Origin of the sequence: Vibrio rotiferianus (assembly GCF_002214395.1) — a bacterium.
In the GTDB taxonomy this organism is placed as follows: domain Bacteria; phylum Pseudomonadota; class Gammaproteobacteria; order Enterobacterales; family Vibrionaceae; genus Vibrio; species Vibrio rotiferianus.
In genome coordinates this window covers 1,413,647-1,435,493 of record NZ_CP018311.1, presented here as the reverse complement: position 1 = coordinate 1,435,493, position 21,847 = coordinate 1,413,647, and the positions used below count along the sequence as shown (strand labels likewise).

At 45.2% G+C, this 21,847-nt stretch carries 18 protein-coding genes; 10 read left to right on the top strand and 8 right to left on the bottom strand.

Annotation, left to right across the window (positions count from 1 at the left end; genetic code table 11):
• Positions 1–41: 41 nt before the first annotated feature.
• Both BSZ04_RS06740 and BSZ04_RS06735 read right to left on the bottom strand, forming a co-directional pair.
• Positions 42–920 carry an NAD(P)-dependent oxidoreductase gene (locus tag BSZ04_RS06740; RefSeq protein ID WP_010452745.1) on the bottom strand — a complete coding sequence of 293 codons (879 nt, stop codon included), beginning with the start codon at positions 918–920 and terminating at the stop codon, positions 42–44.
• Between the two features lie 100 nt (positions 921–1,020).
• A complete protein-coding gene (locus BSZ04_RS06735; protein WP_088879944.1) occupies positions 1,021–1,389 on the bottom strand; it encodes a DoxX family protein in 369 nt (122 codons plus the stop codon).
• A 101-nt stretch (positions 1,390–1,490) separates the two neighbouring features.
• On the opposite strand from BSZ04_RS06735, the gene BSZ04_RS06730 reads away from it, so the two are divergent.
• Positions 1,491–2,378 (top strand): LysR family transcriptional regulator, encoded by an 888-nt coding sequence (locus BSZ04_RS06730; RefSeq protein WP_088879943.1) that lies wholly within the window; start codon positions 1,491–1,493, stop codon positions 2,376–2,378.
• Positions 2,379–2,703: 325 nt separating this feature from the next.
• Here the strand turns inward: BSZ04_RS06730 and BSZ04_RS06720 are convergent, their stop codons facing one another.
• The gene (locus BSZ04_RS06720; RefSeq protein ID WP_088879942.1) at positions 2,704–4,575 is read right to left on the bottom strand and encodes a fructose-specific PTS transporter subunit EIIC; all 1,872 of its coding nucleotides are present in this window, start codon (positions 4,573–4,575) and stop codon (positions 2,704–2,706) included.
• A gap of 234 nt (positions 4,576–4,809) precedes the next feature.
• Here BSZ04_RS06720 and BSZ04_RS06715 point away from each other — a divergent pair, with 234 nt between their 5' ends.
• Positions 4,810–5,109, top strand: a complete 300-nt coding sequence (locus BSZ04_RS06715) for a PTS fructose transporter subunit IIB (RefSeq protein WP_005432059.1) — start codon at positions 4,810–4,812, stop codon at positions 5,107–5,109.
• Between the two features lie 12 nt (positions 5,110–5,121).
• Complete coding sequence (locus BSZ04_RS06710) at positions 5,122–5,898, top strand: PTS sugar transporter subunit IIA (protein ID WP_038885481.1); 777 nt, start codon at positions 5,122–5,124, stop codon at positions 5,896–5,898.
• Between the two features lie 11 nt (positions 5,899–5,909).
• On the opposite strand, the gene BSZ04_RS06705 is transcribed toward BSZ04_RS06710, so the two are convergent.
• Positions 5,910–6,752, bottom strand: a complete 843-nt coding sequence (locus tag BSZ04_RS06705; protein ID WP_088879941.1) for a helix-turn-helix domain-containing protein — start codon at positions 6,750–6,752, stop codon at positions 5,910–5,912.
• A gap of 382 nt (positions 6,753–7,134) precedes the next feature.
• On the opposite strand from BSZ04_RS06705, the gene BSZ04_RS06700 reads away from it, so the two are divergent.
• The 3 genes from BSZ04_RS06700 to BSZ04_RS06690 all read left to right on the top strand — a co-directional run bounded on the left by BSZ04_RS06700 (position 7,135) and on the right by BSZ04_RS06690 (position 11,488).
• A complete protein-coding gene (locus BSZ04_RS06700; protein ID WP_088879940.1) occupies positions 7,135–9,042 on the top strand; it encodes a PTS fructose transporter subunit IIABC in 1,908 nt (635 codons plus the stop codon).
• Positions 9,043–9,118: 76 nt separating this feature from the next.
• Entirely contained in the window at positions 9,119–10,351 is a 1,233-nt protein-coding gene (manA, locus tag BSZ04_RS06695) for a mannose-6-phosphate isomerase, class I (protein ID WP_088879939.1), read from the top strand.
• Between the two features lie 201 nt (positions 10,352–10,552).
• Positions 10,553–11,488, top strand: a complete 936-nt coding sequence (locus BSZ04_RS06690; protein ID WP_010452764.1) for an ADP-ribosylglycohydrolase family protein — start codon at positions 10,553–10,555, stop codon at positions 11,486–11,488.
• 465 nt (positions 11,489–11,953) lie between these two features.
• On the opposite strand, the gene BSZ04_RS06685 is transcribed toward BSZ04_RS06690, so the two are convergent.
• The 3 genes from BSZ04_RS06685 to norV are packed head-to-tail and all read right to left on the bottom strand — an operon-like array spanning position 11,954 to position 14,994.
• On the bottom strand, positions 11,954–12,292 hold the full coding sequence (locus BSZ04_RS06685) for a TehB family protein (RefSeq protein WP_010452766.1): 339 nt from the start codon (positions 12,290–12,292) through the stop codon (positions 11,954–11,956).
• Between the two features lie 42 nt (positions 12,293–12,334).
• Positions 12,335–13,483 carry an NADH:flavorubredoxin reductase NorW gene (gene norW, locus BSZ04_RS06680; RefSeq protein ID WP_088879938.1) on the bottom strand — a complete coding sequence of 383 codons (1,149 nt, stop codon included), beginning with the start codon at positions 13,481–13,483 and terminating at the stop codon, positions 12,335–12,337.
• An 8-nt stretch (positions 13,484–13,491) separates the two neighbouring features.
• Positions 13,492–14,994: an anaerobic nitric oxide reductase flavorubredoxin gene (norV, locus tag BSZ04_RS06675; RefSeq protein WP_088879937.1), complete on the bottom strand. Its 1,503-nt coding sequence runs from the start codon at positions 14,992–14,994 to the stop codon at positions 13,492–13,494.
• Between the two features lie 190 nt (positions 14,995–15,184).
• On the opposite strand from norV, the gene norR reads away from it, so the two are divergent.
• A complete protein-coding gene (norR, locus tag BSZ04_RS06670) occupies positions 15,185–16,717 on the top strand; it encodes a nitric oxide reductase transcriptional regulator NorR (protein WP_088879936.1) in 1,533 nt (510 codons plus the stop codon).
• Between the two features lie 82 nt (positions 16,718–16,799).
• The gene (locus BSZ04_RS06665; protein WP_010452773.1) at positions 16,800–17,447 is read left to right on the top strand and encodes an HAD family hydrolase; all 648 of its coding nucleotides are present in this window, start codon (positions 16,800–16,802) and stop codon (positions 17,445–17,447) included.
• 80 nt (positions 17,448–17,527) lie between these two features.
• Here BSZ04_RS06665 and BSZ04_RS06660 read toward each other — a convergent pair whose 3' ends face one another.
• On the bottom strand, positions 17,528–18,568 hold the full coding sequence (locus tag BSZ04_RS06660) for a lactonase family protein (protein ID WP_088879935.1): 1,041 nt from the start codon (positions 18,566–18,568) through the stop codon (positions 17,528–17,530).
• A 357-nt stretch (positions 18,569–18,925) separates the two neighbouring features.
• Here BSZ04_RS06660 and BSZ04_RS06655 point away from each other — a divergent pair, with 357 nt between their 5' ends.
• Positions 18,926–20,557 (top strand): methyl-accepting chemotaxis protein, encoded by a 1,632-nt coding sequence (locus BSZ04_RS06655; RefSeq protein ID WP_088879934.1) that lies wholly within the window; start codon positions 18,926–18,928, stop codon positions 20,555–20,557.
• Between the two features lie 339 nt (positions 20,558–20,896).
• A complete protein-coding gene (locus tag BSZ04_RS06650) occupies positions 20,897–21,847 on the top strand; it encodes an HlyD family secretion protein (RefSeq protein ID WP_409583066.1) in 951 nt (316 codons plus the stop codon).

Sequence of the window (21,847 nt, the reverse complement as noted above, 5' to 3'; positions counted from 1 at the left end):
TTTGATACCAAAGAACTGTTTATCTATTACTGATTCATCAACTACTGATTTTTAGCTACCGCTTTGATCAGTACTGATGTATCCATGCGACCCAAGCCATCGCGTTGAAGGTCTGCGTATTGCTCATCCACTTTCTTAGTCAGTGGAAGCTCTAGACCCACTCGCTCTGCTTCTTGCAGACAGAAACCCAAGTCTTTGCGCATCCAATCAATAGCGAAGCCAAAATCGAACTTATCTTCCGCCATCGTATTTGCGCGGTTTTCCATCTGCCATGAACCTGCAGCGCCATGCTTCAACGTTTCTACAACTTGAGCAATGTCCAAACCTGATTTTTGTGCCAGCAGCAAAGCTTCACTCAGACCTTGTAAAACGCCACCAATACAGATTTGGTTTACCATCTTACAACGTTGGCCCTGACCGTTTTCACCCAGTAGCGTCATCTGCTTCGCGTACACATCCATCGCTGGAGACACACGGTCAAAAATGCTTTGTTCACCACCACACATGATGGTTAGTACACCATTTTCTGCACCCGCTTGACCACCAGAAACTGGCGCATCAATGAAGTGATTGCCGTACTTAACACACGCTTCAGCCAGCTCAACCGCTAGGTCTGCAGAAGTCGTTGTGTGGTCCACTAACACTGCATCCGCTTTCAAGCCGACTAGAATGCCTTCTTCACCGTAAACAACGCTACGAACGTCATCATCATTACCCACACAGGTAAAAACGATATCACAGCCTTCTGCTGCTTCACGTGGTGTTTCACAAGCTACGCCTTGGTATTCTTCAGCCCACTTGTCAGCTTTCGCCTTTGTGCGGTTGTATACTTTGGTTTCAAAGCCCGCTTTACTTAGGTAACCAGCCATTGGGTATCCCATCACACCCAGACCAATAAATGCTACTCTTAGTTTTTCCATTGCAAGCCTCCTTGAATTCGAAATGAGTTATGTTTTGAAACTGTTACTATTTGAAACATGTTACTAAAGATTTCAGAACATTACTTGCAATAATTTCGTCTTAAATAAGCGCAATAAACTCAATCAAAGGCGAAGCCACCAAAAGTGATAATAAAAGCGTCACCATTGACGGAATCGCATCTTTCCAAGTATCAAAACGAAAATGGAAAAACATCGCACCAACTGAGGTGAAAACAATAAAACTTGCACCTATCGCACTTAATAAGTTGTTCGCCGATAACAAGCCAATTAACATCAAAATTGCACCCGTAGCCTCAATCATTCCAACCAAAAACATAGCCGCACGATTCAAGCCGTATTTATGGAAGAAAGCGAGCTGTGGCTCAAAAATCGGCTTCACCCAACCAATGACTTTGATCGAACTAGCAAACAAGAAAAACGCGATTAATACCCCTTGAATCAACACCATAATTTTAACTCCCGAACAAATGATGGAAGTATTAAAGCATTCCATTAAAAACTTAAGGAGAGTAGTATTTAGCTACTTATCATTCCAAAAAGGAATGCATTATGGATAAATTTGATTGTTTGAAAGTCTTTTCTCGTATTGCTCAATTAGGTTCATTTACTGCCGCGGCCAACGAACTCAATACCTCTCAGAGCGCAGTGAGTAAGAAAATCGCGTGGCTTGAGAGTGAAGTCGGAATCACTTTGTTTCATCGTCATGCTCGCGCTATCAGCTTAACTTCTGGTGGAAAACAATATCTCGAGCTGGCGCAGACACTCACAGAACAAATGGATTCCTTCGAGTCGCAGCTTAGACAAGAGCAAGCGTCAGTCTCTGGCGAGCTCAAGCTTTCAGTGCCGAGTGCGTTTAGCGTTCACTTATTATCTGCGCCACTGAATGAGTTTCTCAACCAACATCCAGAACTTAGCGTTGATGTGTCGGTTTCAGACAAGTTTGTCGATTTAGTTGAAGGCAATGTTGATATCGCGATTCGTGCCGCCTACCTAAAAGACTCGGGGTTAAAAGCTCGTTGGTTGATGGATAACGAATTAGTTTACTTCGCGTCTCCCAGTTACCTCGACAAGAACAAACCTATTCATACCGCTAACGATTTGAGCAAACATCTTTGTTTAACCTACTCACTCTCTAATCCATCTAACTTGTGGCGTTTCAGCGATGGTGATGAAGCCATTAAAGTCAAAGTGAGAGAGCAGGTTCGAAGTGATAGTCCTGAGATGCTGATGCAAATGGCAAAGCTTGGGCAAGGCATCGCTGCAATGCCAAAATGGATGGTAGAACAAGAGCTTAATAACGGTGAGTTAATTCAAGTATTAACTCAATATCAATCAGTTAAGCTACCAATGTACTTGGTTTACAAAGATAGTGAGTACCAACCTCAGCGCATTCGCACCTTTATTGATTTCTTAGTTCAGCACTTTTCTCAGGCATAAAAAAAGCTCCATCAAAAATGATGGAGCTAACTAGCAGATAGCCTTAATGGGATTATCCCCAAGTGACTTCAATATGCAGTATTCAGAGCTTGGTCACTGACTCGAGTTCGAGGAAAACATCGCAGCGTAATAGTGATCTATTTCCAAGGTGTTTGACAAAGAAATCGCTTCAGTGACAAGCTCCCGAAGGGCGAGTTGATTTGGTTTGCATACTTTGTTAACGATTTTTGATTTAGCACCACTAGAACTTCAAATCGTTGCCTCGTCTGAAAACCAAATCATTCTCGCTGAACCATGCATATCGAGGTTACTTGGGGATATGTACTTAAGGGATTCTTTTCGCCTGCAACAGTGCTGCGGCATTGAGCATCGCGTCTTTAGTGCTGACATCCAGTACTTTCATTTTTCTGAATCGTTCTGGCTCTTTGATGGCTACATCGTGAGCGAAAATAACAAACTTCGCCTTAGCGATATCTTTGTCAGTGATGCGGTTGATGATACCGTTCGCTCCTTGCGTTTCGACCTTGATCTTAATGCCTAACGCACAGGCAGCTTTTTCTAATGACTTCGCCGCTAAGAAGGTGTGCGCCACACCTGATGGACAAGACGTCACGGCAAGAATGTCTGCTTCGCCCTCGCCTTGCACAGACGTGTAAGCTTGAGATTGACCAACCGGACTATCGTCTTCTGTGACTGTCTTCTTAAGTGCAATAACAATCAATGCTGTGGTAAACGAGCCTGCGATTGTGCCAACTATGTAGCCAATCTTGCCGTCAACGACTGGCAGTACAATCCAGCCGCCCCACGGAGCATGGTTAATCACATGGAACATAAATCCAATCACGTTACCGACAATGCCCCCAGCAACAATCGCAGGCAGGACGCGAGCTGGGTCACCAGCAGCAAACGGAATCGCCCCTTCACTGATGCCAATCATGCCCATGATGCCCGCCGCTTTACCCGCCTCACGCTCATCACGTTTAAATTTACTTGGCGATAGGAAAGTCGCTAACGCCATGCCCAGAGGCGGGGTACAAATTGCAATACCGACACCACCCATCAGCCACGGCTGAGTATTCACCTGAGTCTGAGCAAACAAAGTCGCCACTTTGTTGATGGGGCCGCCCATGTCAAACGCAGTCATTGCACCCAGTACGGTGCCCAACATCACTTTGCCTGAGCCCGCCATACCCGTGAGCACATCGTTCATGGTCGTCATTGCGCTGGCGATCGGTGAGCCGATCACCCACATCACTGCACCACAGGTGACAAACGTTCCAACCAGTGGGTAGATAAAGATCGAGCCGAGCGAACTCATGCTGTCCGGCAATTGAATCTTCTTCAGCAACCAAACCACAAAGCCGGCGAAAAATCCGACCACAATTGCTCCCAAGAAGCCGGTGTTGTAGTGACTAACCGCAATCCATGAGCCAATCATGCCCGGAGCAAGCCCTGGCTTATCCGCAATCGAATAGGCAATGTAACCGCCTAACACCGCGGTAAACAGCGTCAAACCTGCGATACCCATCTCAGCAATATCTGCCAAAATACCTTCTTTTGGAACGCCGCCATGGCCTGAAATCATCACAGAAAGAGACAGCAACACGCCGCCCGCGACAATAAACGGGATCATGTGAGAAGTACCGAACAGCAAGTGCTCTTTCATTCTACTCAGCTTCTGCGCCCAAGGACTAAGAGGCTCAGGCGCAAACTCCAAAGGGTCTAACCCTGAGTCATTCGCATTCGATTGAATATCAGTGAGTAGCTCGCGAGCTTCATCCACTGACTCCGCTGCTTTTAACTTATTAACGAAACCATCTTCAATGATTTTTGTGGAGATTTGTGCCAAGACTTCAATGTGGTGGTGATCATCCCCATCCGGAGAAGCCAGCATGAAAAATACGTCAGACAGTTCGCCATCATCAGCGCCGTAATCAATACCTTTTCGGCTGATGCCCACTGCGACTGCGGGTTTAGCGACCGCATTACTTTTGGCGTGAGGAATGGCAATACCCTCGTCAAAGCCGGTATTGCCAATCTCTTCTCGTTTCCAAATGTCCGCCAAGAACTGACTTTTGCTAGTGAGCTTGCCCGCCGCGTCCAACAATTCGACGAGCTCTTTGAGCGCTTCATCTTTGGTTTGAGCCTGCAAATCCAAGCAAATGGTTTCCGGCTCAATAAGGTTTAATATGTCCATTGTTTGTACCTTGCAATGTTCACGCTCGTGAGTCATGAGTTAAATTTTTCCATCTATGACTGCGTACAGAGTAACCAACACTCGTCCTTTTCAATACAGGACAAAAAGTGCATTAACTGGATTAATGTAACATGAGATTTAAACTGTGATAGAGCTCTTGTGATTATCTGCTTTAAATCCATCTTTTCAACGACCACTATGCTAATATCCACAAAAATATAAAGTGGATAGAACATGAAAATCGTAGCGGTGACAGCGTGCCCTACAGGCATCGCTCATACCTATATGGCAGCAGATGCTCTTATGAAAGCTGCGCCTAAGCATAACGTACAAATTAAGGTCGAAACGCAAGGTGCGATGGGTATTGAGAATCAGCTCACTCCCCATGACATTGCACAAGCAGATCGAGTCTTAATTGTGTCCGATATCGAGATTGAACAGCCAGCTCGCTTTGAAGGCACTAACAAAATCCAAATCCCAATTGAAGACGTGCTACTTAATGTTGATAAGGTGTTCCTTGTACACTGTCGATGATACTCTTTGCAGATGAACGAATACCAGATTACCTTTTTTGTCGATGATATTAATGCTAGTGCTCATATCGCACAGCCCCTCAATCGCGTCGCCAAAAAGTTCAAAAGCACCTTACACATCATCAACATAACCCAAAACCGCATCGCTGAACTTACCAAGTCAGTCGCGGTTTTACAGGTCGGCTTGCAACAAGGCGACCTGTGCCAAATCACTGCCATCGGTATTGACGCCGAGCTTGCCTGTTTCGTTATCAAAGACATCATCGCCGAAAACTTTACTGTTGTGGGTTCCCACATCAATTACGAGTTCTCAAGCCAACTTGCCGGGCGACTTCCGCAAATTTGTCCGCCGTGTGAAATCCAATGGCATTACGCCAAAGCACACACCGAGCTCACCAAGTTCGAATGCTTGAAAGGCTTGGCTCAGCTTATTCATCCAATTCACCCAGACGAACTCATTCTCGCCTTTATCAAACGCGAAGAACGCTCTTCAACTGCCGTAACTCCGGGTATTGCCCTACCCCATGTGATGTTCGAAGGTGTAGAACACATTTCCATCGCGGTTATCGCCAACGAAATCCCAATGGATTGGGCGTCCAAAATGGGTGAAGTTCATCTCGCCATAGCACTGGTGATGCCAGCTAAGCCCACTCGAGAACAAATCATCGCCGCCACCAACCTAACCCGCAACCTGCTCACTGACCAAATGGCGGAGCGTTTACTGCTAACAAAAAGCAGCGTCGACTTACAGGCGCTTCTGATGTACGCCATGTCGAGGCTGCTTGCTTAATGATTTCCGTCCTAGATTGAACCGCGATATTCCGTCGGCGTTCTGCCCGTTCGGTTCTTAAAGACCCGGCAAAAGTAGTTCACATCTTTGAATCCACAGCGCACCGATACCTCATTCAACTTAAAGTTGTATTTCTTGAGCATAAACTTCGCGCGGTCTACCCGTACCCACGTAATGTAATCGGCTAACGTCATGTGACCTTGCTGACGGAACAAACGCGATAAATGATTAGAAGAGATGCTGAACCTCGACGCAATACTGTCACGCGTTATTGGGCGGTGGAAGTTCTCTTGGATGTAGATACAAATACCCTGATACAGGTCTTGCACTCGGCTGTGCGCCTGCGTCTCAATAGGCGCATCTAAGATCGACTTAGCGTATTGCAACAAGGCTTGCAGCAACAACTCATCCATTGGCTTCTTATTACACTCACGAGCCAATGAACTCAGCGCTTCCAAGATATTATCAATGGCAAATCCAGAACGAGTTTGAATACTGTGCTTTTGGATATCGTAAAAGCTCGCTTCCCCTTTACGTTTGGACACAAGACTCAAACCCAATTGACGGCGACCAAAGAGAATACTCAATACCGAGCAATCTGTGTCCCAGTCAGGTTTATTCCAACAGTTTGGCGGAATAAATATCACATCACCGGTTTTCGCCACGATATGCGTCACTTTGCGATCATGACTTTCCATTTCATTAATATATTCACCAGACAAGACCAATTCTAATCGAGGGAAGTTAACCTGATAACTAAATTCAGGGGGTGTATGAAAATCACCAGCAAACCATATATTGTGGAATGGTTCTCGCTCGTTTAATACTGATGAAATCAAATCATGAAAAATCATTTTACGTACTCTTAAACACGCATCCATGATGCTATACCTATAGATATACACCCTACTGGATTTTTGTGCTATTGAGCAAAATCACACTTCCATTTCAAGGTTACAAAAATCCAGTTAACGCATCAATAATCCAGTCTAACAAATCATCAACAAGGTCCTCAAACCCTTATATATTGGAGCAATAGCACATTTTACTTATCATTCGCCTGCCACCACATAATGTCACAGATATGCAGTAAGTTTATCCAGTAGACGATCTACGTCACACTCTAGTCGGGCGGTTACAATCGTCCAGTAAATGCATTTTTTCTTCACTACTGTCTCCGCTTGGTTAATTTCAAAATACCCCTGAAATAAAAATTATATTTATAGGGGTTCGACAATGATCACCAAACTAATAAATGAAGACTTGATTAAGCTTGATCTTCAAGCGACTTCAAAAGAAGACGTATTTAAAGAACTGGTTGCAGTTCTACACGCCAAAGGTCGTATTTCAGACCAAGAGCAATTTCTAACAGATATAAAAGCACGTGAAGAATTAGGTAATACCGGATTTGAAGATGGCGTAGCTATCCCACACGCAAAAAGTGCTGCAGTCATCGAACCAGCGGTTGTGATCGGCGTAAGCAAATCTGGTATCGAATACGGCGCGGAAGACGGTTTGCCTTCAAAACTGTTCTTCATGATCGCTTCTCCAGACGGTGGCGATAACCACCACATCGAAGTACTTGCAGAGCTGTCTTCAAAATTAATTGAAGATGGTTTCATTGATGCGTTTTTAGGTGCAACAAACAGCCAAGACGCACTGGCACTCCTACTTGCTAAAGAAGAGCCGCAACCAGTGGCAGACGCACCAGCAAACCAAGGCTTCATCATTGGTGTTACTGGTTGTCCTGCGGGCGTTGCTCATACCTACTTAGCAGCAGAAGCGCTAGAGAAAGGTGCAGCGGCGATGGGTTACGAAATCAAGGTTGAAACGAACGGTTCAATCGGTGTGAAAAACAGCCCAACCGCAGAAGAAATCGAACGTGCAGACGCAATCATTGTGGCATGTGACAAACAAGTCGACATGAACCGCTTTGCGGGCAAACGCGTGGTTAAAACTAACGTAAAAGCCCCTATCCGCGATGCTCAAGGTCTGATTAACGAAGCGTTAAGCGCTCCAGAATACCAAGCAGAAGCAAGCAGCAATGCGCAAACTTCTGTTGCAAACAAGGCCTCTCAGGCTCGCTCTGACCTATACCGCTACTTGATGAACGGCGTATCACACATGATCCCATTCGTTGTCACGGGTGGTCTGTTGATTGCACTTGCTCTTGCAGTTGGTGGGCAGCCAAGTGAAGCCGGTATGGCAATTCCTGAAGGCAGCATGTGGAACCAAATCCTCAACGTAGGTGTGGTTGCCTTTACGCTGATGATTCCAATCCTAGCCGGTTACATTGCTTACGCGATTGCTGACCGTCCTGCTCTTGCTCCTGGTTTGATCGGTGGTTGGATTGCAAACAACGGTTCTTTCTATGGCGCAGAAGCTGGTACAGGCTTTATCGGTGCCATCATCGCTGGTCTGCTTGTGGGTTACTTCGTGAAGTGGATTACGTCGATTAACTATCACAAGTTCATTCAACCTTTGGTGCCAATCATGATTGCACCAATCACAGGTTCGCTATTCATCGCTGGTCTATTCATTTTCGTTATCGGCGCGCCAATCGCAAGCCTAATGGACGGTTTGACTGCGCTACTAACGAGCATGAGCACAGGTAACGTCGTTCTACTGGGTATTGTACTTGGTGGTATGGCTGGCTTCGATATGGGTGGTCCATTCAACAAGGTCGCATTCCTATTCTCTGTGGGCATGATTGCGAGCGGTCAAACGCAGTTCATGGGTGCGATGGCGTGTGCAATCCCAGTTGCACCTCTAGGTATGGCACTGGCAACGGCACTGGGTCGTAAGTTCGACCTGTTCGAAGAATCAGAAACCGAAGCGGGTAAAGCAGCAGGCGCAATGGGTCTAGTTGGTATCTCTGAAGGTGCGATTCCATTCGCAGCGCAAGATCCAATGTCAGTGATTCCTGCAAACGTACTTGGCTCAATGGTGGCGGCAGTAATGGCGTTCTCATTCGGCATTACCAACAGTGTTGCTCACGGCGGTCCAGTTGTCGCTCTACTTGGCGCAATGAACCACCCAGTACTTGCTCTGATTTGTATGGCAGCTGGCGCAGTAGTTACCGCAGTAACGTGTGTAACTCTGAAGAAAGTTCGCAAAGCAAAAATGATGCAAGCAGCCGCTTAATCACCCCTACCCCCAATGGCTCCTATGGCTTGGGCAATGTCGCCCAAGCCATGATTTTCTCTCATGGTGACACTCTATGTCTGATTTAACGATGTCCGATACACAAACGATTCAAACTCAAGCTAAGCATCCGATGTTTTTCCTGATGAACAACGTGATTCAAAACTACGCTTGGGGCAGTACTACTTCTGTTAACCAACTGTTTGGCATTGAAAACCCAACGGGCGAACCACAAGCAGAAGTATGGATGGGCGCGCATCCAAACGGTTGCTCATTGGTGATGATAAACGGTGAGGAGACCAAACTCTCTTCACTGATTGCTCAAGACATGAATGCCTTTCTGAGTGAAGAAGTCGCAAACCGTTTTGGTGAACTTCCATACCTATTTAAAGTGCTTGCTGCTGAGAAAGCACTGTCGATTCAGGTTCACCCAAACAAACAACAAGCAGAATTAGGCTTTGCACTGGAAGAAAAACAAGGCATCCCCCTAACCGCTGCAAACCGTAACTACAAAGATCCAAACCACAAACCTGAGTTGGTTTACGCGCTAACCGAATACCAAGCGATGAATGGCTTCCGCCCAACCAGTGAAATCATCAGCTTCTTCTCTGAGCTGGCAATTCCTGAGCTACAAGGCTTGGTGGATGATCTTATCGCAAACCAAACGCCAACGGGCTTAGCAACCTTCTTCTCAGGTCTACTGTCACTAGAAGGCGAACAGAAAGAGATGGCGTTGACGGTGCTATTGGCTCAAGCTCGCATCACAGACTTGCCTCTGTTCAACCTCATTCTTGAACTAGAGAAGCAATACCCTGGTGATATTGGTTTATTTGCACCACTGATGCTTAATGTGATTACTCTACAACCGGGTGATGCCATGTTCTTGGATGCAGAAACGCCACACGCTTACTTAAAAGGTACAGGTCTTGAGATCATGGCGAACTCAGACAACGTATTACGCGCAGGTCTGACACCAAAATACATGGACGTGAAAGAGCTCGTTGCATGTACACGCTTCAACGAGAAGCCGTTCGACAGCTTATTGCTTGCACCCAATGAAATCGACGATATGTTGGAATACCCAATTCCTGTAGACGATTTCAAATTCGCTATCGTTAAGCAAGCTCACCAGCGTACTCTAGAAGTGCAAACCGCTGAGATCCTCATGCCTCTGGATACCAAGCTTGTGCTAACTCACGCAAACGGCGAAACGTGCGTGGTTGAAAAAGGACAATCAGTTTTCATTCCGGCTTACGCAAAACAGGTCACTTTGGATTGTGAAGGTCGTGTCGCACGCGCTTACAGCTAATCGTAATTATTAATAGCACGCCACTAAAACCAACGCCCCGCGACTCGCGGGGCGTTTTGCTTTTAACCCTAGTCTTTTTAACCCTAGTAAAGCAATGGTTAATTGAGCACTATAGTCTTGATCCAAAACAGAAAAATTTCCCTACAAAACCAAGAAACTGTGTAAGACTTATTGAGTAGCCCTGTTGATAAAGGTGGCAAGATGACTCATAGAAACGCTCGCTCTCTTCATGCCATTATCGGCGCACTCGTCGGTGATGCAGCATCTCTCGGATTTCATTGGCTTTACGATCAAGAGCTCATCAGGCAGTTTGGTTCTCCGCATCCGGAATTTCATCAACCTAACCGAACTGAATACCATGACAAAGGTTATTTTGCCCACGGTAGCAAGCAAGTTGGTGACCTCACCCACTATGGCGCACAGCTTATTGCCATGTTAGACGCCCTGGTTCAAACCGGACACTACGACGAGGCGCGTTACATTCGCTCCTTTAGAGAATGGTTTGATTTTGGTGGTAAATGGCAGGGCTACACAGACAAACCCACCAAGCAAACACTACTCAACATTCATGCATTAGAAGACAAAGAATTACGCGTAACTTTGTGCGGGGCTGACGACACACAGAACCCAGCATTATCCAAGCTTCCGCCGTTGGTGGCTTTTCATTCTGATGATGACAAACTCGCTAAACTGGTTGATTCCGCGGTGCGGGTTACCAATAACAACGACACCGCAGTTATGTATGCCCAAGCTGTCGCAGTGATGATTCAGATGGCGTTGCAAGGCGCTGCGCCCAAAGCGTGTGTGATGGCAGCTCAGACGGTTTCTCCGACGATTGCCAACGACATTCAACGTGCAGAAGCGATGAGCGGCAGAACCGCCACCAGCGTTGCGGAGTCGGTTGGGATGCATTGCGGTTTAGACGCTTCGTTTGTGGTGATTTGTCATTTGTTGATGAATTCCGAAAGTTACGAAACCACCATGCGTGAGAACATTTACTGTGGCGGCGATTCAAGTGGGCGGGCTATTCCGCTCGGTGCCATTCTTGGAGCAAGTTACTACGACACACCAATGTCGATTCCAAATCACTGGATGGATAAAACATCGCTTCCTCGTCGTTTATTGCAGTGTTTATAGATGCAAAGAAACACTTATTAACACGATTCCCTGAAGACAGAAAAAAGCGATATCAATATTGATATCGCTTTGGATAAGGTTGCTAGACCAGTAAATATTCCGGAAAAATCGATCGGACCCCTCCATCTCTCTAAACGGATATTAATAGCCCGGTACAAGCAACAAACCTAAAATCACTTTTACTCTTTAACCGTTCCCAACAGCCTCTATGTAAAGAGATACGCTGTTTTAGCTAGCTCGAACGGCCACTAAATTATGTTATAACATAACACTTATTTCATTAGTGAGTAGCGATTGCTTAGTGATAATAGTCACAAAATAAACTCATGAATGACTTAAAGCCCCTACCTCAGAAACAAATAAAGAGCAGAGACGAATCTCTGCCCTTTTACATAGCTTAATGAAAAAGCTTGATAGTAAACGCCTCTTCCCGACAAATTAGCGCTGTATTAACTTCTGTATGCGTTATTTCTTCGTGTGGAACATCGCTTGTCCACTCTTGTCTTTATTCGACCAAAAATTGATGTTGAACTGAGCATCATCACTCATCTCAATACGGTGCCAATATTGCGGAGGGCTGGTAGCAAACTGGCCTGCATTAATCACCACCATCACTTCTGCTTCTGTAGCATGTTCATCAGCAAAGCCGTAGTAAGTCACTTGCCCTTCCATGACGCACAGCTGTCCAAATACACCCTCAGCAGTATTGTGATGAGTCAGTAGCGCTGGTGGTACATTCTCTTTAGTGAAGAAAGGCGTTGAACGTTGAACGGTCCAGTCTTTAGGAATTCGTAAATGCGACATAATGATACCCTCTCTAATTACAATTCTTTTCGTTTAAATCAGTTAAGCCTGACCGGCTTGAGACAACTCTCGAAGTAATGGAAATGCTTGCGTAACTTGTTCTCCCGTCACGACGAAGCCCATGAGTCGGCTATTTTCATCTTCTGCTTTCGCGGCAATGCCAGTTTGAGAAATCTGCACACTCCAACTCGTCACCGAACTGAAATCACCCGCCAATTGAATTGGATAACTCGGTGTTTTGACCTTTACCATCATAGGCGGTAGCTTCAACTCAGCTTCCTGTCCCAATAGTTGCTTGCCTAACACATTGGCGCTTAGCACGATTGGTTGGAGATACGGCATCATTCGGCCTTGAATCTCAGCACAATCACCTAATGCAAACACATTGGCTACTGATGTCTGCAATCGAGCATCCACCTCAATGCCTTTATTGACACGCAACCCACAAGCCTTCGCTAACCAAGTGTTAGCACGTAGACCCGCCGCTGAAATCACTACATCGGCTTCGATTGCTTTACCTTTGCTCAAGCTTGCCACCAGCGAATCATCTGAGTGATTGATCGCGACAACCCCAGTCTCCAAGGCAAGTTGAATACCTTGCAGCTTAAGTTGGTTTTCAAGCGGCAATGCGACGAATTCAGGAATCAAGTTAGCGAGCAAACGGGGATTTGGCTCAACCACCGTGACCGCTTTACCACTGGTTGCGAGATCCATGGCGATCTCGACGCCGATCAAACCACCACCCATTACTAGAATTCGTTTCGCACGGCTGATTTGTTTTTCCGCTAATTGATATTCTTGTAGCGAGTTCAGCGTTATCACCTTCGGTGCTGCATCACCAGATATTGCCGGCACAAAGGCTTTCGCGCCTGTCGCAAACACCAGTTTGGAGTAAGGATAGGTTTGACCATTGGCTACTACTTGCTGAGCTTGCACGTCGACATGCTCAATCAAGGAATGGACGAACAGTTCGATGTTGTGTTCCTGTGCAAACGCCTCACCACTTTTGACCACTAAGTCTTGGGCGGTTTGCTTGTTGCTGAATACATGACTCAAATCAGGCTTGTTGTATTCAGCGCCATCATCGGCAGTAAACACTTGCAATGGAATATCTGCGTCCATTCGACGGACAGTTTTCACCAATTGGTAAGCGGCGAAGCCACTGCCAATAATTACAATAGGTGCTTGCATATTCCCTCCTAACCGTTGTATTCAACGAAAACGTCTTTACCCAAATGGCATTCTGGGCACAAGAAGTAATCTGGCACTTCCGACCAAGCTGTACCCGGTTCAACACCTTGGTTAGGCTCGCCTTGAGCTGGGTCGTATACCCAATTACAAACGGTGCAAACCATGCATTGGCAATCTGCTGGATGCGCCTCTGTACTAGGGTTGCTAGGAGCGGCATCTACTACCGCTTGTGTTGTCGCTGGCGCAGCGGGTTGTGATTGAACTTGTGGTGCGGACGAAGCAATCGCCGGAGCAAGAACAGGACTAGTCAGGTCATGCTTTGCCCACAATTTCGCGATGTTCTGACCATGTTCGCGACATTCACGCATCGCTTTACCATCTGGTCGCCATTTGGTTTTCAGACTGACTGCAGTTTCAAAGCCTGCATCAGTTAATCGAGCGTGGATACGGTCTACCGCACCACCATTCCAACCATAGCTACCAAATGCAGCGGCTTTTTTAGCTTTAAAACGTAGACCAGTAATTTCTTCTAGCATGCCAGCGATCTTAGGCATCATGACGTTATTCATCGTAGACGAACCAACCAAGATGCCTTTTGAGCGGAACACATTAGCTAGGATTTCATTTTTGTCATGTTTAGAGACATTGAAGACTTTAACCGCCACGCCAGGGTCAACATCGTGAATGCCCTGCGCAATAGCATCTGCCATCATTCGAGTGTTGTTTGACATGGAATCGTAGAAAATCGTAATGCGATCTTCTTGATAATTGTCTGCCCACGCTAAGTATTGCTCGATAATTTGAACGGGATTATCACGCCATACAATGCCGTGTGAAGTTGCAATCATGTCGACAGGCAAGTTGAAGCTCAACACTTCTTTGATTTTGGCTGTTACTAAGCTGCTGAATGGCGTTAAGATGTTTGAGTAGTAACGTAGACACTGTTCCATCAACTCATTTTGATCCACTTCATCATTGAATAAGCGTTCATCGCAGTAATGCTGACCAAATGCATCATTACTGAATAACACCGCATCGCCAGTTAGGTATGTCATCATGCTGTCTGGCCAATGCAGCATCGGCGCTTCCACGAACACCAATTGCTTACCGTTACCAATATCGATGCTGTCGCCCGTTTTTACGGTTTTGAAGTTCCACTCAGGATGGTGGTGATGACCCACAATCGAATCAATCGCCGCTTCTGTACAGTAAATTGGCGTGTTCGGAATCTTCTCCATCAAAGCCGATAATGCGCCTGAGTGATCTTCTTCAGCATGGTTTACTACGATAAAGTCGATAGACTTAAGGTCGATTTCCATTTCTAAATTTTGGATGAATTGTTGACTGAATCGATGATCGACCGTATCAATCAGTACGGTTTTTTCTTCACGAATTAGATAACTGTTGTAGCTGGTACCTTTTGTCATTTTGTATTCTGTACCGTGGAAGTCTTGAACTTCCCAATCGCGTTGACCTACCCAGTGGATGTTGTTTTTTACGTGAATTGTCATAATTACTACCTTGAATGACGGGATAAACAAAAATAATTTCTTCTTGTATTGCACTGGGCGTGCCAACTTTTAATTGCTATATATTTCAATGCTTTAATTAAAACTCAACTTTGACAACTGTCATTTAGACACAGTTGAAAATTGTCATTAAGACACTACAATAGTCATATTGACACAATCGGTATTGGCTATGACTTCTTTAATCGCGCAATGGCTACACATCACGCAAGACCTAAACTCGGCGCTCACTCAACAGGCTCGCTTTGATACGTTATTAACCACGATTCGAGAGGTATTGAAGTGTGACTCTTCTGCCCTTCTTTTGTATGAAGACCAGCACTTTAAACCTCTAGCGATCAATGGATTGGCGAAAGAAGTGCTTGGACGCCGTTTCTCCATTGAGCAGCATCCAAGATTAGAAGCCATTGCCCGAGCTGGCGACATCGTGCGCTTTCCCTCTGACAGCGACTTACCTGATCCTTATGATGGCTTGATCCCAAACCACGAAGACAAACTCCATGTCCATTCGTGTATTGGCTTACCTTTGCTGATCGACGATCAATTGATTGGCGCAATAACGATCGATGCCTTCGACCCCAATCAATTTGATGGGCTGCGCAATCAAGAATTACGCTTTGTCAGTGCATTGGCAGCAGGTGGCTTACACACTGCACTCCTGCTAGAGCAATTAGAAACACAAGCGAGCTTGCCACGTGATTCTTACGCTGAGAAACGCACCCTGAGCAATGAAATCATTGGTCATTCTCAAGGCATGAAAAATCTTCAAGAGCAGATTGATGCAGTCGCCGATACTGAATTGTCCGTGCTGATTACGGGCGAGACAGGAGTGGGTAAAGAGTTAGTCGCTAATGCTATTCATCATCGATCCAGTCGCTCTGGTAATACTTTGGTTTACCTAAACTGTGCAGCGTTACCAGAATCGGTTGCTGAAAGTGAGCTATTTGGGCACATAAAAGGCGCGTTTACTGGGGCCATCAGCAATCGAAAAGGCAAATTCGAACAAGCCGATGGCGGCACACTGTTTTTGGATGAAGTCGGCGAACTGTCGTTAGAGCTGCAAGCCAAGTTACTTCGCGCCCTGCAATATGGCGACATCCAACGCGTAGGTGATGACCGCCATATCCGAGTCAACACGCGCATTGTCGCTGCGACCAACCGTGTTTTACATGAGGAAGTCACAGCAGGCCGTTTCCGAGCCGACTTGTATCATCGTTTAAGCGTCTTCCCGCTTCACGTTCCACCTCTTCGTGAACGTGAAGACGATGTGGTGTTACTAGCAGGCTTTTTTGCCGAACACTTAAGAAGCAAACTGGGACTGAACAGCATTCGTTTGTCTCCCACTTTGGTGCAGGCACTCAAAGACTATTCATGGCCTGGAAACGTACGAGAACTTGAACATGTCATTAAACGTGCTGGTGTTTTGGCAAAAGCGCGTACCAACGCTATGAACATTGAGTTAGTTGAGCAAGATTTTGACATCCGAACACCGGCTCAGAACATCAAAAACGTCGAGGAAGCGGAGCAAAACTCTGGGCTAGAGCTGCCAGAAGGCGGATTGAAAGAAGCCACAGATTCATTCCAGAAAGCAATGATTGTTCGAGCACTGGAAGAGAACCAAGGTAACTGGGCAGCAACGGCACGTCAGTTGGAACTGGACAACGGCAACTTACACCGATTAGCGAAGCGCTTAGGTATAAAGTAAAAGGCAAGTAACTAGAATAACCCAAGAAAATTCCGTTAGCTTATGTCAAAATACACTATCTCAACCGACAAGTCGTAAAGTGATGAATTACCAAGCTGCTATATTCGACATGGATGGTCTACTACTCGATACTGAGCGAGTTTGCATGCGCATTTTTAAACAAGCGTGTGAAGTTCAGAACCTACCATTTCATGAAGACGTCTACCTCTCCATCATTGGTCGCAACGCGGCTGGAATCGAGGTAATTTTCCGTAAAGCTTATGGCGAAGACCTTGATCGTCTGCACAAGGAGTGGCGCACTCGCTACAACGCAGTAGTACAACACCAAGCCATCCCAGTAAAGCAAGGGGTCATAGAATTACTGGAATGGTTGAAAAAGAATGGCATCCCAACTGCAGTAGCGACATCAACAGCTAATGAAGTTGCGAAGAAAAAACTGGAACTGGCTGGCCTAAGTAAATACTTTGACAACCTAACTACAGGTTGTGAGGTCACGCACGGAAAACCGGATCCAGAAATCTACTTACTTGCTGCAAGCCGCTTAAACGTTGACCCAACGAAGTGCTTAGCCTTTGAAGACTCCAATAATGGTGTTCGTTCTGCAGTCTCAGCTAAGATGATTACATTTCAGATTCCAGACCTCGTCGAGCCTTGTGACGAAGTCCGCGGGTTTGGTCATGCGATTGTCCCTTCACTGCATCACGTATTAGCTGAGTTAAAACTGGCATAACCAATGACCACTCATCTAACCGACTAAAAACGCTCCGACTTTCGGAGCGTTTTTTGTGAACAACAGTTATCCAAACAATTTTAGAAAGCTTGGGTATCTTTCGTATTACTCTCAAGGATACAAACTGGCGAGCCTATTTCAATTTCAAACCCTGTTGGCTTAAACATCCCACTCTGTTCATCACGTTGGAAACTAACAATATTATTTGAATGCTGATTTGCAACAACTAACCACTTACCATCAGAACTGATCGTGAAATCTCGGGGAAACGCCCCGCCACAATCAATATCATGGATTCTTTCTGGTTGCCCACTCTTCACATCGAATAGCACAATTCTATTTTGGTGCCGACACGATACGTATAAGAACTGCTCACATGAAGAAAGCTTAATTGCAGCCGCCGCCTCTCCTTTCTCGCTATCATTTAAAAGATCACATTCATGTTCAATACACCATTCGTTAGCCTGTTTTTTTAGCGTAACGAGTGTTTCAGACAGCTCGCAAACAATGTAAGCAATGTCTTCGTTCTTATTTAATACTAAATGTCGAGGCCCTGCGCCCGCAGGCAATTCTATTGATTGGCATAACTCAAATTGACTATCCGCATAGCCATAGATGTACACACGATCAGCGCCAAGATCGACAACCCATAACTCGGAACTCTGACGCAAAAACTTGACTTGATGCGCGTGCGGTGAAGTTTGTCGCTGTAAATTTGGGCCACTACCTTCGTTGAATAAGTTTGCTATCAGGTTTAATGGTTTCCCCTCGCTATCAAGTTGGTAAACGCTCACATTCCCTGAACCATAATTGGCTACGGCAAGCAAACTCTCTGAACTATCAGATTCTAAGTGACAAGGATAGTCGCCATTGATATCAATATAATGGGTTTGCTGCTTAGTCAAAAAAATAAGCTGGGCGCCTTCTACTTCTTCCACTTCATTAAAACTATATAAGCCATTTTTGGTTAGGTGCAGATATGAAGGGTTAGAGGTATTCAACAGAGTTGAGTGACTCGATAGTTGACCAGTCGCTGTATCTAATGAAATAAACTCAATTCCTTTGCTCAAGGAATCTGTGTATGTGCCAACCAAAAAACGTAAGCTGTTGCTAACTTCCATGAAAACTAAACCTAAGAGGGACTAAAGAGGTGACTTTGCCTACTCTTAGTAAGGACTACAAGACCATAGTTATGGTTTCATGGCGAAATGTGACAATAAACAAGGGGGAATAAATCTCTAGCATTTCATAGTTAACCACCTTATATTAATAAACTCTAAAATAACTATTTACCTAAATAATAATTGAGCTTATTATTTATATATACATACCCCTTCAACTAAAATAACTAAATATCAATAACTTGATAACCAACTTATTTTACAGCGCATTAAAAAATTTCGAGACACCCATCACACAATATTATTATTCCAAGAATTAGAATCCGATCTTTTACAACCTATACATTCAGTGGAATTATGAATTTATCCAATTTAAGTGTTAGAAAAAAAATCGGAGCGCTGATTTTAGTTATTGCATTCTCAGTTATAGCGCTGTCATTCTTTTTTGCTTCTCAAATACAAACAATTGAAGGCAAGTTGGTTGTATTTTCAGAAACAACAGTACCAAGTGTTATTCTAGTAAAGAATACCGAGATTGAACTTGGCATTCTTAGAAAAGATGAGTTTTCTTTACTTACAAACGTTGATCACCCTGAATTTCAAAGCTGGGTAAAAGGTTTGGAAGACACAGAGAAAAAAATCGACCAGTATTTAGATGAATATGAAAAAGGCTTATGGGACCAACGAGATCATAATGCCTTTAATAAAGTTAAAGATGCTTGGATAAGATATCGCGCATTCAACAATAATTATGCACAATTATTGTTGAATGATAACATAGACGAAGCTAATAGAATTCTCCTCAATGGTTTCTCTACGTTCAATGAGTTATCGCAAGCAATTCGTGGGCTTGTTGAATTAAACCAAACCTATATTTCTGAAGACATTAACGGTGCGCATATTGTTGTCGCCAACGCAATCAAATACAGCATTGCTGCAATTGTTGGTTTGTTAATTTTAATGTTTATTGCAGGCATGTACTTAACCAAACAAATCTGCACACCACTTAATTATGTTGTTGAAATGGCATCAAAAATTGCATCAGGTGATCTGACTTATCAATTACCTCGTGATCAAATCGGCAATGATGAATTAGGTCTATTGGCTGATGCGTGTGTGGACATGCAAGCAAAGCTTCTTAGTCTTGTCGACAGTATTGCTTCAACAACGGCTCAGGTAAGTACCGCGACGGAAGAAGTTAGCGCTATTTCAGAACAAACCTCTTCGGGCATGGATGAGCAACAACAGCAACTGAACTTAATTGCTACTGCAATGAATGAAATGCAAGCCACGGTCAATGAAGTAGCCAATAATACAGAAGCTGCCTCGGAAACAGCGAATGGCGCTTCAAACGACGCTAAACAGGGTTTAGAAGTCGTTCAAGTGTGTATCGATCAGATTCAAGAAGCATCTGTGGCCATTCAGTCTGTTGGCACCATGGTGACCGAACTTGAGCATGACGCATCCAACATCAGCGTTGTAGTTGATGTTATTCAGGATATCGCTGAACAAACCAACCTGCTTGCTTTAAACGCAGCAATTGAAGCAGCACGAGCTGGTGAACAAGGCAGAGGCTTTGCGGTGGTTGCCGATGAAGTACGAACCCTTGCAAGTCGTACCCAATCATCGACAGAGGAAATCGTAGCCATCATTAGTAAGCTGCAAAATTGCTCGAAAAGTGCAGTATCGGCAACCACGAACAGCAGCGATTTAATTCAAATCTGTGTCGAACAAGCCCAAAAAGCTGGCACTACCATCGGTCAGATCGAGCAAAGTGCAGACAACATTGCCGAGAAGAGTATTCAAATCGCAAGTGCATGCAGTGAGCAAAGTTCTGTAACAGAAGAACTGCATCGTAATGTTGAGCACATAAATCAGTTCTCCAGTGAAGTGGCGACAGGCTCTCGCCAGACTGCAATTGCTTGCCAAGACCTAAGTGAACTTGCGGTTGGTCTACAAGAAATCGTTGGCCAATTCAAAACTGCGTAACCCTAGTTTATCTCCCTGATAAACTTATCTCAAAAGCCCGATGTTCCCCCTCCGGGCTTTTTATTTGCTTGTTAAACCGAAAATCGGATCCCGATCTCGATTCTCCAACTAATCCTCTCTAACGCTACCTTATTTAAGCTAAGCCACTATATTTGAATAAGAATATTCTTAGAAACGCATTCAATAGTGAAGCCAATTTCGATAATTAATCAATTGATGAATATTGAAGTAATTATCTTCCTAGTCGAACAAAACTGACTCACGTTACACTGAATGCAGTCCCACACTCTTCTATAGCTTGATACGAATTCGAGCTCACCTTCTTAGAGGAAGCGTCGCATGATGAAGCGAATCATTCTTGGCACCCTAGCCCTGACTCTTTTAACTGCCTGTTCCAAAGATGACGGACAGCAAGCCCTTGGCACACTAGAACGTGACCGCGTAACCTTCACTGCAACCTCTAGCGAGATCATTCGTGCCCTACCCATCAAGGAAGGCAGTCAAGTCACCGAAGGAGAAGTGCTAGTTCAGCTCGATACAAAGAACCAAGAAGCCGTTTTAGCTCACGCCGTAGCCGAACAAGCCAAGGCTGACGCTTACCTTTTGAAATTGACCAATGGTGAACGACCAGAAGACATTGCCGCAGCGCAAGCACGCGTTGCCAGAGCGGAAGCTCAATTGGTTGAAGCGCAAAAGAACTACCAACGTAAAGCGGAGTTAGTTCGCAAGAAACTCATCAGCCAATCAGAGAAAGACACCGCTTTAGCAGCCAGAGATTCTGCCCGTGCAGAGCTAGACTCCTCACAGGAAGAGTTCAGCAAACTGACGGCTGGCTCTCGCCCTGAAGATATTGAACAAGCGAAAGCCGCACTCATGGCAGCAAAAGCCGATGTGGCACTGCAAGAACAGAAACTGGCAGAACTCACCATCACGGCCACGCGAGATGGCTTGTTAGATAACCTACCGTTTAACCTTGGCGAACGCGTCCCTGTCAATGGCGTGGTTGCTGTGATTCAAGCTAGCCGCGTCCCATACGCTCGCGTATATGTACCAGCGAATTACCGCGTCGACTTTGTGCCGGGTAAGACAGTCAAGGTGCATGTAGATGGCGTTGAGCAACCATATAGCGGCACCGTTCGCTGGGTTGCGACTGAGCCTTCATTTACGCCTTATTTCGCGCTTACCGAGGAAGAACGCTCCCGTTTGATGTACCTAGCAGAAGTCGACCTACAAGATTCTGCGCAATCTTTGCCTTCTGGTATCCCTGCGCAAGTGGATTTGGTGGAGTAA